Annotated in this window: 15 protein-coding genes; 7 read left to right on the top strand and 8 right to left on the bottom strand. The window is 71.3% G+C overall.

The annotated features are described in order from the left end of the window. Positions 1–55: 55 nt before the first annotated feature. From VGR37_17765 to VGR37_17780, 4 genes are all read right to left on the bottom strand, one after another. Positions 56–379: a helix-turn-helix transcriptional regulator gene (locus tag VGR37_17765; GenBank protein HEV2149254.1), complete on the bottom strand. Its 324-nt coding sequence runs from the start codon at positions 377–379 to the stop codon at positions 56–58. Further along, positions 376–696 (bottom strand): type II toxin-antitoxin system RelE/ParE family toxin, encoded by a 321-nt coding sequence (locus VGR37_17770; GenBank protein HEV2149255.1) that lies wholly within the window; start codon positions 694–696, stop codon positions 376–378. The genes VGR37_17765 and VGR37_17770 overlap by 4 nt, the downstream gene beginning before the upstream one ends. A gap of 175 nt (positions 697–871) precedes the next feature. Continuing rightward, entirely contained in the window at positions 872–3,424 is a 2,553-nt protein-coding gene (locus tag VGR37_17775; protein HEV2149256.1) for a PAS domain S-box protein, read from the bottom strand. Positions 3,425–3,497: 73 nt separating this feature from the next. After that, the gene (locus VGR37_17780; GenBank protein ID HEV2149257.1) at positions 3,498–5,360 is read right to left on the bottom strand and encodes a CheR family methyltransferase; all 1,863 of its coding nucleotides are present in this window, start codon (positions 5,358–5,360) and stop codon (positions 3,498–3,500) included. A gap of 181 nt (positions 5,361–5,541) precedes the next feature. Here VGR37_17780 and VGR37_17785 point away from each other — a divergent pair, with 181 nt between their 5' ends. Next, complete coding sequence (locus tag VGR37_17785; GenBank protein HEV2149258.1) at positions 5,542–6,573, top strand: chemotaxis protein CheB; 1,032 nt, start codon at positions 5,542–5,544, stop codon at positions 6,571–6,573. Positions 6,574–6,604: 31 nt separating this feature from the next. Here the strand turns inward: VGR37_17785 and VGR37_17790 are convergent, their stop codons facing one another. Genes VGR37_17790 through VGR37_17800 form a run of 3 tightly spaced genes read right to left on the bottom strand, consistent with a single transcriptional unit; the run spans position 6,605 to position 7,941 of the window. Continuing rightward, positions 6,605–6,952 carry a BrnA antitoxin family protein gene (locus VGR37_17790; GenBank protein ID HEV2149259.1) on the bottom strand — a complete coding sequence of 116 codons (348 nt, stop codon included), beginning with the start codon at positions 6,950–6,952 and terminating at the stop codon, positions 6,605–6,607. Then, positions 6,930–7,265 carry a BrnT family toxin gene (locus tag VGR37_17795; GenBank protein HEV2149260.1) on the bottom strand — a complete coding sequence of 112 codons (336 nt, stop codon included), beginning with the start codon at positions 7,263–7,265 and terminating at the stop codon, positions 6,930–6,932. Before VGR37_17795 ends, VGR37_17790 begins: the two co-directional genes overlap by 23 nt. A 46-nt stretch (positions 7,266–7,311) precedes the next feature. Continuing rightward, positions 7,312–7,941: a hypothetical protein gene (locus VGR37_17800; protein ID HEV2149261.1), complete on the bottom strand. Its 630-nt coding sequence runs from the start codon at positions 7,939–7,941 to the stop codon at positions 7,312–7,314. 155 nt (positions 7,942–8,096) lie between these two features. On the opposite strand from VGR37_17800, the gene VGR37_17805 reads away from it, so the two are divergent. The 6 genes from VGR37_17805 to VGR37_17830 all read left to right on the top strand — a co-directional run bounded on the left by VGR37_17805 (position 8,097) and on the right by VGR37_17830 (position 15,215). Then, positions 8,097–9,428 (top strand): DUF2254 domain-containing protein, encoded by a 1,332-nt coding sequence (locus VGR37_17805; protein ID HEV2149262.1) that lies wholly within the window; start codon positions 8,097–8,099, stop codon positions 9,426–9,428. Between the two features lie 36 nt (positions 9,429–9,464). Next, positions 9,465–10,478 carry a chemotaxis protein CheB gene (locus VGR37_17810; GenBank protein ID HEV2149263.1) on the top strand — a complete coding sequence of 338 codons (1,014 nt, stop codon included), beginning with the start codon at positions 9,465–9,467 and terminating at the stop codon, positions 10,476–10,478. A 200-nt stretch (positions 10,479–10,678) separates the two neighbouring features. Beyond that, entirely contained in the window at positions 10,679–11,935 is a 1,257-nt protein-coding gene (locus tag VGR37_17815) for a hypothetical protein (GenBank protein ID HEV2149264.1), read from the top strand. 652 nt (positions 11,936–12,587) lie between these two features. Beyond that, a complete protein-coding gene (locus VGR37_17820; protein HEV2149265.1) occupies positions 12,588–14,225 on the top strand; it encodes a PAS domain-containing sensor histidine kinase in 1,638 nt (545 codons plus the stop codon). A gap of 72 nt (positions 14,226–14,297) precedes the next feature. Then, the gene (locus VGR37_17825) at positions 14,298–14,789 is read left to right on the top strand and encodes a hypothetical protein (protein ID HEV2149266.1); all 492 of its coding nucleotides are present in this window, start codon (positions 14,298–14,300) and stop codon (positions 14,787–14,789) included. 84 nt (positions 14,790–14,873) lie between these two features. Next, positions 14,874–15,215, top strand: coding sequence for an XRE family transcriptional regulator (locus VGR37_17830; protein ID HEV2149267.1), 342 nt, complete (start codon positions 14,874–14,876; stop codon positions 15,213–15,215). Positions 15,216–15,248: 33 nt separating this feature from the next. Here VGR37_17830 and VGR37_17835 read toward each other — a convergent pair whose 3' ends face one another. Further along, the gene (locus VGR37_17835) at positions 15,249–15,494 is read right to left on the bottom strand and encodes a hypothetical protein (protein ID HEV2149268.1); all 246 of its coding nucleotides are present in this window, start codon (positions 15,492–15,494) and stop codon (positions 15,249–15,251) included. Between the last annotated feature and the right edge of the window lie 123 nt (positions 15,495–15,617).

Below are 15,617 nucleotides of genomic sequence, written 5' to 3' on the forward strand. Positions count from 1 at the left end.
GCCCCGGCCAGGTCCGGGGCGGCGCTCTTGGTTGGTGGGCCGGTGCGGCTCGTGGTTACCCGATCTCCACGAGGCGCCGGCCGTGCTCTGACCGGGAGGGGGTGATCCTCACGGTGACATCCATCCCGAGCCTCAGCAGGAAATCCTCGAGCTTCTTCTCGCTGAAGCGGGCGAGCTTCCCCCGGAGCAGGTTGGACACGTCGGGCTGTGTCACGCCCAGGATGCGTGCCGCCTCCGTCTGGGTGAGATCGCGCTCCCTGAGCACGTTCCGGATGGCACGCGCGAGCTCGGCCTTTGCGAGGCGGAGGCTCACCTCGGGCATTCCCATGTCCTCGAAGACGTTGCCAGAGCTGTCGTGGACGGTCAGGTCGTCGCTCATTCGGCCCTCCGGGCTTTCACGTAGTGCTCCTCGTAATGCGCGCGAGCCCGCTTGAAGCGGGCCAGGATCAGCTCCTTGTCGGCCCTCGGGGTGGCGATTCCGCTCTTCGACTTCTTCTTGAAGACGTGGAGTACGTAGACGCATTCGGGAAATGCGGCCGTGTAGGCGGCGCGGTAGGTGTCGCGCTCGAAGTCCTCCGCGATCTTCATGATCTGGCTGGGCAGGCCCTCACCGAAGGCTCGCGCCCCGTAGGGGGTGTCGCCGTACTGCGCATCCAGGAGCGAGGAGCCGAAGACGTCCTGGACGTCGGCGGGCATCTGCTGCAGGTCGCGCTTGGATGACCCGATGAATTTGAGATCCTTCCGGCGCTGCGGCATTGGTGGAATATGGAGGCACTGCCATAAATAAACAAGCCCGACCACACGTGATCGGGCCTGCTCGCCGTTGTGGGCCACGACGGCGAGCTGCGGGGCAACGCGCGAACACCACGCTCTAGAAGGGAAGGGCCGGGAGGGTGAAGGAAAAGGTGGTCCCCTCTCCGGGAGCGCTCTCCACCTCGATCTTCCCGCCGTGCGCCTCCACGATCCCCCGCGCGATGGCGAGCCCCAGCCCCAGGCCGCCCGCGCGGCTGCGGTCCGCCTGCCAGAACCGGTCGAAGAGGCGGGGGAGGTGCTCCGGGGGGATCCCCGGACCGGTGTCGGATACGGAGAAGCGGACCCGGCCCTCGGCCGCCTCGGCGCGCACCGTGACCGTTCCTCCCGAGGGAGTGAACTTCAGCGCGTTCCCCACCAGGTTGGAGAACACCTGCAGCACCCGGCCACGGTCGGCCTCCACCGGGGGGAGGCCCGGCGCGGTCTCCACCACCAGGTGGATCCCGCGCTCCTCGGCCTGCGCGTGGAACAGCTCCCCCACGCTCGCCGGGAGCGCCGCCGCGTCCAGCCGCGCCAGGTGCAGCGCGGGGGCGCCCTGCTCCAGGGCGATCACCTCCACCAGGTCCTGGATCAGCCCGGTCATCTGCTCGGCGGAGCGGCGGATCACGTGGAGCTGCTTCAGGTCGCGCTCCGTCCACTGCCCGGGCTGGGTCAGGTCCTCCAGGATGGTGGCGGCCAGGAGCACCGCGTGCAGCGGGTTGCGCAGGTCGTGCGAGACCACCGCCAGCACCTCGTCGCGGGCGCGGGCGGCCTGCCGCGCCTCCTCGTACAGACGGGCGTTGTCCACAGCGAGCGCGGCCCGGCGCGCCACCTCCTCCGCGACCGCCAGCTCCCCGGCGCCGTACGGCGCGCCGCCGGTGCGGGCCAGGCTGATGGCGCCCAGCGTGCGCCCCCGCGCCTGCAGCGGGACCACGATGGCCGAGGTGAGCCCCAGGTCCTGGAGCATCTCCAGGTGCTCCGGCGACCCGGCGACCTCCGCCAGGAGCGAGGGGGGGACCTCCGCCAGGAGCTGCGGCTCCCCGGTGCGGATGGCGCGCACCGCGGGGTGGGGGCCGGCCGGGTCCACCGGGAAGCGCCGCATCATCCCGCGCAGGATCTCCGCGCGCGCCGGGTCCGCGTGGGCCACCCCGGGCGCCCGGAGCTCGCCCTTCTCCTCCACCTGCACCAGGCAGTAGTCCGCCAGCGACCCGGCGCAGAGCGTCGCCAGGGTCTGCAGGGTGCTGCGGTAGTCCAGGGAGGACGCCAGCACGTCGCTCACGCGGCCCAGGAAGCGGTCCCGTTCCTCCGCCTCCTTGCGCTCGGTGACGTCGCGGACCACCCCCACCATGCGCGCGGGGCGGCCGTCCTCGCCGGGGAGGGGGCGGCCGTACCCGGCGATCCAGCGGCGCCGGCCGTCCGGGTGCACCACCCGGAACTCCGTCGCGAAGTCCTCGCCGGCCTCCAGCGCGGGCCGGAGCGTCTCCGCCAGCGCTTCGCGGTCGTCGGGGTGGACGCGCTCCATGAACGCCTCGTAGCTCCCCCTCGACTGCCCGGCGGGGAGCCCCATCATCCGGTTGTGCTCCGGGCTCCAGTGCACCACGCCGCTCCGGAGGTCCCAGTCCCAGTGCGCCATGCGCGCCGCGCGCAGCGCCACCCGCTGGCGCTCCTCGCTGGTCCGCAGCTCCTCCTGGGCCACCCGGCGGTCGGTGACGTCGCGCACGTACAGGGTGAGCCCGCCGTCCGCGGGGAAGGCGCGGTACTCCAGCCAGGAGCCCAGCGAGGGGTGGAACTCCTCGAACTCGGCAACGTCGTGCTCGCGGCGGGCGCGCTCCAGCTCCGCGCCCACGCGCCGCACGTCGTCGGGGAACGCCTCCGTGAAGGTCTTCCCCAGCAGCTCGGCGCGGTCCCGCTGCAGCAGGAACTCGGCGGCCCGGTTCACGTAGGCGAAGCGCCAGTCGGCGTCCAGCGCCAGGAAGCCGTCGGCGATGCTCTCCAGGATGGCCTCCACCCGCTCGCGACCCGTCTCCGCCGCGGCGCGGGCGGCGCGCTCGGTCTCCAGGCGCCTCCGCTCCGTCACGTCGCGGAGCAGCCAGCGGAGCCCCTCCACCCCGCCGGCACGGTCGCGGATCAGCCCCACCGTGCACGAGGCGTCCACTGCCTCGCTCCCGCGGGAGCGGATGCGGAACTCCCACTCCTGCACCCCGCCCCCGGCGGGGTGCTGCGCGAGGCGCGCGCGGAAGTCGCGGCGGTGCTCCGCGTCCACGAACAGGGCGAGCGGCTTCCCCGCCAGGCGCGTCTCGGCCACGCCCAGCAGCGCCGCGGCTGCCCGGTTCGCCTCCCGGATCACCCCGGCGCAGTCGGTGACGAGGTAGGCGTCCGGGGCGGAGTGGAAGAGGTCGCGGTAGCGCTCGCGCTCCGTCTCCAGCGCCTCGCGCGAGGCGGCCAGCGCCTCGTTCTGCTGCCGCAGCTCCTCCTCCGTGACCCGCAGCTCCTCCATGGCCGTCTGCAGCTCGTGGAGGGCGCTGTCCACGAACGCGTGCGCCTCCGGGGGGGCCTCGCGGGTGCTCCGGGCGAGCGCCTCCATCCGCCGCTGCGCGGAGCGGATCTGGCGCCTCACGATGTCGTCGGACTGCATGCGCTTCCGCCCACGGGTGGGATGTGGAGCCAAACACCGTTCGGTGATTGCAAAGCCCGCACCGGCCGGCCGCTCACGCCTCCGCGGCCGTCCCCATCCACTCTTCCATCAGCACCACCACCCCGCGCGCCTCGGCCTCCGGGCCCGCCAGCGGGACGCAGGTGATCCTGCAGCGGATGGGCCGCCCGCGGCGGTTCACCGCGTCGAGCACCACCTCCTGGAACTCGGAGCGCTCCTCCAGGCAGGCGCGGATCGGCGCCTTGAGCCGCTCCACGGGGAGGCCGATGTCCAGGCTCTGGAAGGCGGTGCCCTCCACCTCGTCGGCGCGGAGCCCCCACAGCTCCTCGGCCCTCCCGTTCCACAGGCGGATGCCCGACGCCTGGTCGAGCACGGCCACCCCCACCCGCAGGCTCCCCAGTATGGAGTCGACGTAGGCGGTGGCGACGTTCAGCTCGCCGGTGCGGCGGTGCAGCTCGTCGTTGATGGTCTCCAGCTCCTCGTTGGTGGACTGGAGCTCCTCGTTCGTGGTCTCCAGCTCCTCGATGGTGCTCTGCAGCTCCTCGTTCGTGGTCTCCAGCTCCTCGACGGTGCTCTGCAGCTCTTCGTTCGTGGTCTCCAGCTCCTCGTTGGTGCTCTGCAGCTCCTCGAAGGCCGTCTCCAGCTCCTGGTTGGCCTCCTCGACCTCGACGCGGAGCCGGTGGTGCTCGGTGACGTCGCTGAAGGCGACGCTCACCCCCAGCAGGCGGTCGTCCGCCAGGAGCGGGAGGACGTGGACGTCGAAGGTGCGCAGCTCCCCCTCGGCCGTGGGGTACTCCACCCCCGGCACGTGCACGGGCCTCCTCTCGGAGTACACCTGCTCGATCCGGGAGCGCAGCTCCACCGGGCGGTAGGAGAAGGTGAGGTCCTGCAGCGGACGCCCCGTGTCGTCCGCGGTGAGGGCGAACAGGCGCCGCGCCGCGGTGTTGGCGGAGACGACGGCGCCGCCCACGTCCACCAGGACGCGAGCCACCGGGTCCGCGTCGAGCGCGGCTTCGCGGAGCCGGAGCTGGTGCGCCGTCCGCGCCCCGGCGGCCGACGCCTCCGGGCGGCCGAGCGCCAGGAGCCGGTCGCGCAGGCCGGCCCGGGGGACCTTCTCGAAGATGCGCGCCCTGAGGTCCACCGGCGCGAAGTGGCTGCCGTGCGCGCGCCCCATCTCCGCCCTCCCCAGGAAGAGCAGCCCCCGGTCGTTCAGCGCGTAGTGGAAGCGGCTCATGATGCGCCCCTGCACCTCGGCGTTGAAGTACATGAGCGTGTTCCGGCACACCAGGAGGTCCAGGTGCGAGATGGGCGCGTCCTGCACCACGTCGTGGCGCCCGAAGATCACGAAGCGCCGCAGGTCCGCGCGCAGGACGTAACGGCCGCCGGAGGGGTCGAAGTAGCGGTCCCGCAGCTCGGCGGGGACGCCCTCCAGCTCCTCCTCCGTGTAGCTCCCCTGGCGCGCGTGCGCCAGCGCCTCCTCATCCATGTCCGTGGCGTACACCTTCACCTGCTCGCGGAAGCGCTCCATCCCCAGCATCTCGGCCAGGAGGATCACCAGGGTGTAGGGCTCCTCGCCGGAGGCGCACCCGGCGCTCCAGACGCGGATGGGCTCGCCCGCGCGCTTGCCCGCGTCCAGGCGGGCGCGGAGCTCGCGCGCCAGCGCATCCCACGCCTCCGGGTCGCGGAAGAAGCCGGTGACGTTGATGAGGACGGTGTTGAAGAGCTGGGGAAACTCCTGCGGATGGGCCTCCAGGTAGCCGCGGTACTCGTCGAAGCCGCCGATCCCCACCTCCTCCATCCGCTTGCGGGTGCGCCGCAGCAGGGTGGAGCGCTTGTACCCGGTGAAGTCGAAGCCGCGGTCGGTCTTGAGGTACTCGAGGAGGGCCTCGAAGGAGGCGTCGGTTTCCGGTGCAGTCATTCGACGTCGCGGAGGTCCGGGAGACGGCGCGCAGAGGGTGCGGACCGTTCAGGGTATGTAAATACTCTGCGCGCGGGGCGGGGCAGTCAAGGACGGAACGGATGGCTTGCCGCCGCGGCACGCCACGTGCCCTGCTGGAGGGGGGCACGTGCGCGCGGCCGTGTCAGACCATGGGGGGAACGTGCAGGGACATGACGTCGTCGTGATCGGGGCGTCGGCCGGGGGGGTAGAGGCGCTCGTGCAGCTCTTCTCCCTCCTCCCGGCGGACACCCCGGCCAGCTTCTTCGTGGTGCTCCACGTGCCGGAGCGGGGGACCAGCGCGCTCCCCGCCATCCTGGGCCGGCGCACCGCGCTGCGCGTCTCGCACGCGCGCGACGGCGACCGGATCGAGCCCGGCCGCGTGTACGTGGCGCCGCCGGGGTGGCACCTGCTGGTCAAGCGCGGCTTCGTGCGCCTGGTGCGCGGCCCGCGCGAGAACGGCGCCCGCCCGGCCGTGGACCCGCTCTTCCGCACGGCGGCGGCGGCGTACGGCGCGCGGGTGGTGGGGGTGGTGCTCTCGGGGATGCTGGACGACGGCACGGCCGGGCTCCACCACGTCAGGGAGCGGGGCGGGGTGGCCGTGGCGCAGGACCCGGAAGAGGCGCTGTTCGCCGGGATGCCCCGGAGCGCCGTGGAGAACGTGGAGGTGGACCACGTGCTCCCGCTGGCCGGGATCGCGCCGCTCCTGGCGCGCCTGGCGAACACGGAGGCGATGCAGCCACCAGGAGGCGACGTGCCCGACCACACCCGAGAAGGGCCCGATCCCGTGGAGATCGAAGCGCATGCCCCGGGCGACGACCGGGCGGGCTCCCCCTCCGGCTACACCTGCCCGGAGTGCCACGGCGCGCTCTGGGCGCTGCAGGAGGGCGAGCTGGTGCGCTACCGCTGCCGCGTGGGGCACGCCTTCTCGCCGGAGACGCTGCTGTCGGAGCAGGCGACCGCCATGGAGGCGGCCCTCTGGGCCGCCCTCCAGGCGCTGGAGGAGCGCGCCTCCCTCGCCCACGGGATGGCGGAGCGGATGGAGCGGCGCGGCCATCCGCAGCTGGCCGCGCGGTACCGGCACGAGGAGGAGGACGCCAGGTCGCGGGCGGAGCTGATCCGCGGAGTCCTGCTGGACGGCGGCACCAGCGACGAGGCCGAGCGGGGGGGCGAGGCGCAGCCGGCCTACACCTGAGCGGCGCGCCGGACGTCTCGCGACGTAAACCTCATCTGCCGTGTGCGCTGTCGGGGAGGCGCTCGACGCGATCGTGCCGCTCCACGGGCCGCAGCTCCCCGCGCACCCAGCTACGCAGAACGTCGCTCATGCGGGTCTGGTAGCCCGGCCCAGCCGCCCTGAAGGCATCCAGCACCTCCTGGTCCACTCGCATGGAGACGTAGACCTGGTTGTGTCCTCCAGGCAGAACCAGCTCCGCCTCCTCGAACGCTTCGCGCGTCCAGAGGGGGTTGTCCGTGTCCGACTCCGCGATCGCCTGCTTCTCCTCGTCCGGCATGGAGCGGACACGAGCCCAGTCGGTGCGCCCCTCCGGCAGCTCATCTCGCTTGTAACTCGGCATGGTAGTTCTCCCGTTCCTTTGCACTCGCTGCACGCGCGGAGACGATCCAGCAGAGCGAGCCATCGTCCCTTTCGGTGTATACGACGGACAGCAGCTCTATGCCTGCTTCTTTATCCCAGGGAGGCCCGAAGGCCTGCCATCTCTCTTCCCCCTGCCGGTCGGCGCGCCTCCGGTAGAAGGGCACGCGGCCGAAGAAGAAGCGCGCGACATCGGCGAAATCGATTCCGCGCTCTTCGAGGGTCCGGAGACGCTTCGCTTCATCCCAGTCGAACGCCTCATAGGACCCGCTGAATTCCTGAAGTCCGGGATTCATTCCGGTCTGTCGTAGATACAAATCCGATCAGGAAGAGATCCCCGGCTCAGTTGCTTCCCCTGCGCGCGCCGTTCGGGCCGGCGGAGAAGCGCCCGACCGCCTGCAGCTCGCCGCGCGTGCGGCGCATCGCCGCCAGCGTCTCGTCGCGCTCTACCCTGAGCCGCTGCGCCTCCTCCCGCAGGGCGGCCGTGGTGCGCTGCACCGCCTCCGTGCTCTGCCGCAGGCCGTCCAGCGCCGCCAGCGCGGCGCGGAGCCGCTTCACCTCGGCCACGAGCCGCGGAACGTCCGTCCGCGCGTGCGAGATGAAGCGGGCGTCCCGGGGCTGGATCCCCGCGGAGATCATCCCCTCGTAGCTCTCCACCACCAGCTCGCGGGTGGCCGCGCTGGAGATGGTGCGCCACCGGGACGCCGGCCGCGCCGCGTCGGTGACCACCCGGTGCACGTGGTACACGGCCCCGAAGCGGTCGCGCTCCAGGGCGACGGGGGCTTCACCACTCTGCGCGCATTGATAGCACCGCCCCACCGGGAGGAAGGAAAAGGGTCCCTCGCCGGGCCGGACGCCCTCGTTGACGCCGAAGCGCTCGTAGCGCACCCCGGCCTCCCAGGGCCCGGGCGTGGCGCGCTCGGCCCGCTGCTCGATCTCTTCCAGCTCGTCGTCGGTCAAGGGCCTGTGCATCCTGGGCTCGTGCGGGTGGATGGACGTTTGCGGGGTTCGCCGCGGCGCGCCCGCGAGAATCGCGCCTCCCGTGGAGTGTGGCGCATGAGGAGCGGCGCGGCGGATGGCACGCGGAGTGCCCCGCCGGCCCCGCGGACCCCGAGCGGAGCGACGCGATGCTGGCACGGCTGACGATGGTCTGGGTGAAGGTGCGGGACAGCCTGTGGTTCCTCCCGGGCGTCCTCACCCTGGCGGCCGCCGGCATTGCGGTGGCGCTCACCGAGGCGGAGCGGGGCGGGGATCTGCTCCCGGAGCTGGGCCCCTCCTGGATCTTCGCCGGGCGCGCGGAGGGGGCGCGGGGGGTGCTCAGCGCCATCGCCGGGGGGCTCATCACGGTGACGGGCGTGGTCTTCTCCGTGACCATCGTGGCGCTGCAGCTCGCGAGCAGCCAGTTCACCCCCCGCGTGCTCCGCAACTTCACGGCGGACCGCGCCAACCAGCTCGTGCTGGGGGTGTTCATCGGCACCTTCGCATACACCATCCTGGTGCTCCGCACCATCTACGGCGGCGCGGACGGGGAGGAGGGGTTCGTCCCCCGGGTGGCGGTGACGGGGGCGGTGCTGCTGGTGATGGTGAGCATCGGCTGCCTGATCTTCTTCATCAGCCACGCGGCGCGCTCAATCCAGGTGTCGGCCATCCTGGACCGCGTGGCGATGGAGACGCTGCGCGACGTGCAGCGCCTCTTCCCCGACCAGGTGGGGCACGCGGACGAGGTGGAGGTCCCGGACCCCCGCCCCCCGGAGCACGACTCCGCACCCGTGACGGCGGCGGAGTCCGGCTACCTCCAGGCGGTGGACTCGGCGGCGCTGTTCCAGCTCGGGGAGCGTGGGGGGCGGGTGATCGCCATGGTGCCGCAGATGGGGGACTTCGTGGTCGCGGGGGAGGCGCTCGCCTCGGTAGCGCCCCCGGAGGCGGTGGACGACGAGCTGGTGGCGGGGGTCCGCACGGCCTTCGTGCTGGGGCCGGAGCGCACGCCGGAGCAGGACGTGGAGTTCGGGATCATCGAGATCTCGGACATCGCGGTGAAGGCGCTCTCGCCCGGGATCAACGACCCGACCACCGCCATGCACTGCATCGACCGCCTGGGCGAGATCCTGCTGGCCTTCGGGGCGCGCCGGCCGCCGCGGGCGCGCCGGACGGAGCACGGCGTGGTGCACTTCATCGCCCGCTACACCACCTTCGAGCGGGCGCTGGGCCTTGCCTTCGACCAGATCGCCCACTTCGGCGCCTCGAACCCGGCCATCCCCAAGCGGCTGCTGAACGTGCTGGGGAAGCTCGAAGCGCTCCTCCCGGAGCGGCACCACGGCACCGTTCGGGCGCAGGTGGACGCCGTCCTCCGCCTCTCGCGCGGCGCGCTGGACGACCCGGCCCACGCTGCGGCCGTGGAGCGGGCCGCCGGACCCGCCCAGCGTGCCGAGGGTGCAGATCTTGCGCCGCGCGGAGACTGAGCCCGCCGGTACTTTCCCCGCGGCACGGAGTTCCCCTTGAAGCGAGACATCATCGTGGTCGGTGCGTCCGCGGGAGGGGTGGCGGCGCTGCGCACCCTCGCCGCCGGCCTCCCCGCGGGGCTGGACGCGTCGGTCTTCGTGGTGATGCACGTGGCGGCGGACGGGCCCGGGTTCCTTCCCCAGATCCTCCAGGGAGACTGCGCGCTCCCGGTGGAGCACGCCCGCGACGGCGAGCCCATCGCCCCGGGGCGGGTCTACGTGGCCCCCGCGGACCACCACCTCGTCCTGGAGCGCGACCGGGTGCGGGTGACGCGCGGCCCCCGCGAGAACATGAGCCGCCCGGCCATCGACCCGCTCTTCCGGTCCGCGGCGTACTTCTTCGGGCCGCGGGTGGTGGGGGTGATCCTCACCGGGCGCCTGGACGACGGGACCGCGGGGCTGTGGGCGGTGAAGCGGCGCGGGGGGGCGGCGGTGGTGCAGGACCCGGAGGAGGCCCTGTACCCGTCCATGCCCCGCAGCGCCCTCCGCCACGTGGAGGTGGACGGCGTGGCCCGGGTGTCGGACCTCGCGCCGCTGCTGGTGCGCCTGACGCGGGAGCCCCCCGCGGAAGAGGAGCCCGCCGCGTCCGAGGCCCTGGAGGTGGAGACGCGCATCGCCGTCGAGGACAACGCGCTGCAGGCCGGGGTCATGAAGCTGGGCCCGCTCACCCCCTTCACCTGCCCCGAGTGCCACGGGGTGCTGGTGAGCGTGGGAGAGGGAGGTGTCCCGCGCTTCCGCTGCCACACGGGGCACGCGTACTCCATGGAGAGCCTGCTGACGGCGGTGTCCGACTCGATGGAGGACACGCTCTGGAGCGCAATCCGCTCCATGGAGGAAGGGATGCTCATGCTGCGGCACGTGGCGCGGCACGTACGCGAGAACGGCCAGGACGAGCGGGGCGCGGAGGCGTTCGAGCGGAAGGCGCGGGAGGCGGAGCGGTACTCGGAGCTGGTTCGGCGGGCGGTGACGCGGCAGGAGGCGCTGGGAGGGGAGCTGGCGCGCGGCCCGTAGGGGCACGCGGCGCCGCCCTCGGCCCATCCGAACGCGGCGGCACTTGTGTGTCCATTTTGTCCACTATAATATGCACCAGCTTGCGGACGTAAACGGACACCCTCCTCCGCCACGGCCTCTTCATGCCGCGTTCCCGGTGCATTCCCCCCACACCCGCCAAGATCCGCATCTCCCAGAGCGGCCCGCTCCCGTACCTGTACGTGCTCGCCGACTTCGACGCCCTAGGCCTTGAGCGCGAGGGGCTGGGGATCTGGCGGGCGCTGCGCCGCGTGCGCGGCTGGTACGGCGCGCCGCCGGAGGGCTCCACCCCGGAGACGGCGGACGCCGAACGGGTGCTGGACGAGGTGGACGCGGGGCTCCGCCCCTCGCTGCGGGTGCTGCGCCGCCTGCTGCGCGAGCCGGAGCCGGACGACGACACGCTGGAGGCGGTGGCGCTCGCATGCTATCACGCGGCACTCTGGGCGGAGGAGCGGGGGGCGTACCGCACCGCCGTGGGCCTGCTGCACGCGGCCGAGGACGTGTACCCGGACAACGCGCACTACGCCTACAACCTGGGCCGGGTGGCGCGGAAGATGGCGCTGTACGAGGACGCGGAGGCGTGGCTGAAGTGGGCGCACTTCGTCGCCCGGTCTTCCGGCAACTGGGAGGTGGCGACGCTGGCGCTCTCCGGCCTGGGCAACCTGCACCGCCAGCGCGGCAACCTTCCGAAGGCGCGCCGCTTCCACGAGGCCGCGCGCCGGCTGGCGAGGCTGCGCGGGCTGCGGACGCTGGAGGGCGACGCGCTGTATGATCTGTGCGTCATCAGCCTTTCAGCGGGAGAGGACAAGCCTGCGCTTGAACTCGCACGTCAGGCGCTGGCGGCGTACGGGCCAGGACACGGGCAGGTCTACCGGTTGGCGAACGACATGGCGTGGTACTGGATGGACCGATACGGCGAGTTCACCAATGCCGCACACGTGTTTACCGCGCTGCTTGAATACATCTGGGGTCCGCCGTTCCGGGTGCTGCTCCACGGAAACCTCACGCGAGCAGCGGCTGGTGCAGGGTGGACTGACGTATTCGAGCAGATGTGGATCGAAACATGGGTTCTGGTAAGACAGCAGATGAACCGGCAAGGTCATTCGGCTGCTCTGACTCAGATCGCGCTTGGCGCGGGGAACCTGGGTCAATGGGAACGTGCCGCGTTTGCCGCCTCGGAAGCCCTTGAGGTAGCACGTGAACGCAAGGAAGGAGAGATGATCCTTCTGGCTGAATCCATCATTGGTGCAGTCCGCAGCGAGGTGATCGCGGACGAGGCGATGCAGCGTGTCTTCAAGGACCGCGATCGCATGCTTCGACAGCAGGCCGACCAAGATACGGCGGACCTCGTTGCCGCGTTTGCAAACGCAATGAGGGCGCGGCGGGACGCTGCGCCGGAAAGTCCCACGCACGCCCTCATCTCGCACGGCGTGAGTTAGTTGCCTGAGCCCATGAGACCGGCTCCGCCTCGCTCTTCGGTCGTGGTCTCGGTGGAGGTTGTCACGTCGTTGCCGGATCCGTCTGCCTCAACCATACCGGTCTCGATGGAATTCCCCGATCCGATCTGGCCAGGGCCGCGCTCCTCGGTCGCCGTGGAGCTGGCCGAGGCTGCATCCGGCGCAAGCACGTCCGGTGAGCCCAATTTGCAGGCGGTGGCGAAAAGGAGTGCTGCGAGGGCGGGGAGGGTACGTGAGATACGCATGGGACTGCTCCTGATAGGGGAGTGAAGGAAGAAAGCGGACCCGGCGTGTCGCCTTGTCCACTCTGTAAACTAATTTCCCGCACGTATTCCGACACCCTCCCTGTACGGAGCCCTCCTCGCCGGTCATTGTGGGGCGTGGATGTCCCACCCCGCCGCAAGCGTCCCGTTCGTGGCGGGGCTTCGACGGGAGGCACGGCCAGGGTAGTGGCTCCCGGATCGTGTCCTCGACGAGAGCCAGCGTGGGGTGGCTTCACCGGATCCCACCAGCTCCCCACATACCCCTGTGAACATCCCATCCCCCTTCCGGAGAGCAGAGGCGACCATCACAACCGTCGGGCAGGCGGAAGATTTGCAGTACGCTGACCGGCCGTTCCTCTCTCTCGATTGTGATGAGTTCTTCGCCGGAGCCGGGCTACACTCCTACCACCGCGGTGCCGTCGGTCTTCCCCGGCGACGGCGAGATGGCGCAGCTGTGCCGTGAGGCGGACTGGGCCGCGACGCCCCTGGGGCCGGTGGACGGATGGCCGCAGAGCCTGAAGACCGTCGCCGCCACCGTCCTGGGCTCCGGGTTCCCGATGATCCTGGTGTGGGGACCGGAGCTGGTCCAGGTCTACAACGACGCCTACGTCCCGCTGATCGGCCGGAAGCACCCTGCCGCGCTGGGGATGCCCACGCACGAGTGCTGGCCGGAGATCCGGCACCTCCAGGAGCCCGTCTTCCGGCGGGTGTTCGGCGGCGAAACGGTCAACCTGGCGGAAGCGCGCTACCCGCTGGTGCGGAACGGATTCACCGAGGACCTCTACTTCGACGCTACGTTCGTCCCGGTGCCCCTGGAGACCGGCGGGATCGGCGGATCCGTCAGCACCCTGTTCGACGTCACGTCGAGGGTCACCGCGCGTGCACTAGAGGCCGAGCGGGAGAAGTTCCAGCTGCTCGTCGAGCACTCGAACGACGGGCACGCCCTCTTCGATTCCGAGGGCCGCCTCCTGTGGGCGAACCGACTCATGAGCGAGCGGCTGGGCTACACGCTCAAGGAGCTCCGGACGCTCACCATCCCGGACATCAATCCCGATTTCACGCTCGCCTGGTACAGGAGTGTCTTCGAGCGAGCGCGCCGGGAGCGGGTCCGCCCCTTCGAGACCGTTCACCGGCGGAAGGACGGCACCACCTTCCCGGTCGAGATCACCCCGACGGTGGTGGAGATGGCCGAGGGGACGCGCATGTTCTCGTCCGTGCGCGACATCACCGAGCGCAGGCAGGCCGAGGCCGAGCGCGAGCGGCTGCTCGCGCAGGCCGAAGCGGCGCGGATGGAGGCCGAGGCGGCGAACCGCGCCAAGTCGGAGTTCCTGGCGATCATGTCGCACGAGCTCCGGACACCGCTGAACGCCATCAGCGGCTACACCGACCTGATGGAGATGGGGATCCACGGACCCGTGACCGAGGCCCAGCGCAAGGCGCTCGGTCGGATCCAGCTCAGCCAGCAGCACCTGCTGGGGCTCATCAACGACGTGCTGAACTACGCCAGGATCGAGACCGGCAGCGTGCGGTACGACGTCGGCGACGTGCACGTGGGCGATCTCCTCGCGACCGTCGAGGGGCTGATCGAGCCGCAGATGCGCAGCAAGGGCCTGACGCTCGTCGTCGACGACTGCCCCCCGGATCTCGCCGTTCGCGCCGATCCCGAGAAGCTGCGGCAGATCCTGCTCAACCTGCTCAGCAACGCCGCCAAGTTCACCGATCCGGGAGGCCACGTCGCGCTGACGTGCGAGCCCGACGGGGAGCGGGTCCTGCTCACGGTGCGCGACACCGGGATCGGGATCCCGGCAGACAAGCTGGAGGCGATCTTCGATCCGTTCGTGCAGGTCCGCTCGGACCTGACGCGGTCCGCCGAGGGCACGGGGCTGGGGCTCGCGATCAGCCGCGACCTGGCGCGCGGCATGGACGGAGAGCTGACGGCGGAGAGCACCCCCGGCGAAGGAAGCCGCTTCGTGCTCCACCTGCCGCGGTCTGTTCCGGGGGAATCGTAGGGCCGGCAGCTTGGTCGGGCCGCGAGCGAGGAAACGGCGCTCCCTGGCACGCGCCGTGCCTCTTGCGGCGGCATGCGAGCGATCTGCGAGGAGATCAAGGCGAACGTGCCCGAGGTGCTGGCAGAGTGGGAGCGGCGGGTGCGGAGCCAGCCGTGGTTCACCCTGCCCAAGGAGGAGCGCGTCGGCAGCCTCGCGACACTGCTGGTGGAGCTCGTGGATGCCTCGCTCTGCAGCCCGCCCGACGTGGAGGCGCACCGGCGCGCGGTGAAGGCCGCGGCGGAGCACGGCGAGCACCGGCGCCGCCAGGGGATCCCGGACGCCAGCCTCTTCACGGAGTACCACCTGCTGCGGCAGGCCATCTGGAACTTCCTGTGCGCGAGGTACCCGCCGTCCGAGCGGCTAGTGGACGCCATCGCCCGCATCGACACGGCGATCACCACCGCCACCAACGCTTCCATGTGGGGCTACAACCGCGCGGAGATCGAAGCGCTGGGAAAGTGGGACGAGGGGCTGGAGCGGATCACGCAGTCGTCGCCCTTCCTGGGTCCCCGCGCGCGGGAATAAGCCCGGCGGTGTACGCGCCCGTCCTGCCGGTGCACCGAGCCGTCCGCGGGGAGCGAGCGGCAGGGTTGGAAGAAAGGAAGAGCGATGGCCCGGAAGTTCGATGAGCTCCGGCAGAAGATGCCGCCAGAGCGCCGCGCCCGCATCGATGCGCGGACGGGGGAGATGCTGGCCGAGATGCCACTCCAGGAACTGCGCCATGCGCGTCGGATGACGCAGGAAACGCTTGCCGACGCGCTGGGGCTGAAGCAGGCCGGCGTCTCCAAGCTGGAGCGCCGGACCGACATGTACGTGAGCACCCTGCGGAAGTACGTGGCGGCGATGGGTGGCGAGCTGGAGATCACCGCCCGGTTCCCCGAGGGCGCCGTGAGCATCGGCCAATTTCGCGACCTGCGGGATGCGGAAGGGCCGGGACCCTCTCGCGGGTAGCCGCTCCCCAGGCGCCTCCCTGCCGCTCTGCCGTCAGTCCGACCTGCCGTCGGGGCTGGGAACCACCTGGTCCGCCATGCGGAGGAGGTGGCACAGCCGCTCCTCGGGCACCGAGTCCCATCCGTCCGGCACCTGGGTGAGGCGCCGCTTCTCCTCCTGCGACTCGAAGCAGATCCAGCCGTCGGAGAACTCCGGCGCCACGGCGTACTTCTGCTGAGGGATCGTGTCCCACGCCCGCCACTCCCGCCCCTGCTCGTCCCTGAACTCCCGGTAAGGCATTTCTTCTGTCACCGCTGGTCGTAGAAGATCCGATATATCCGGCGCGGAACGACGCAAATGCCGAGCCAGCAACCGTTTGTGGACGGAGAGGAGGGGGGGGGGGGGGGGGGGGGGGGGGGGGCG

The organism is Longimicrobiaceae bacterium (genome assembly GCA_035936415.1).
Classification (GTDB): domain Bacteria; phylum Gemmatimonadota; class Gemmatimonadetes; order Longimicrobiales; family Longimicrobiaceae; genus JAFAYN01.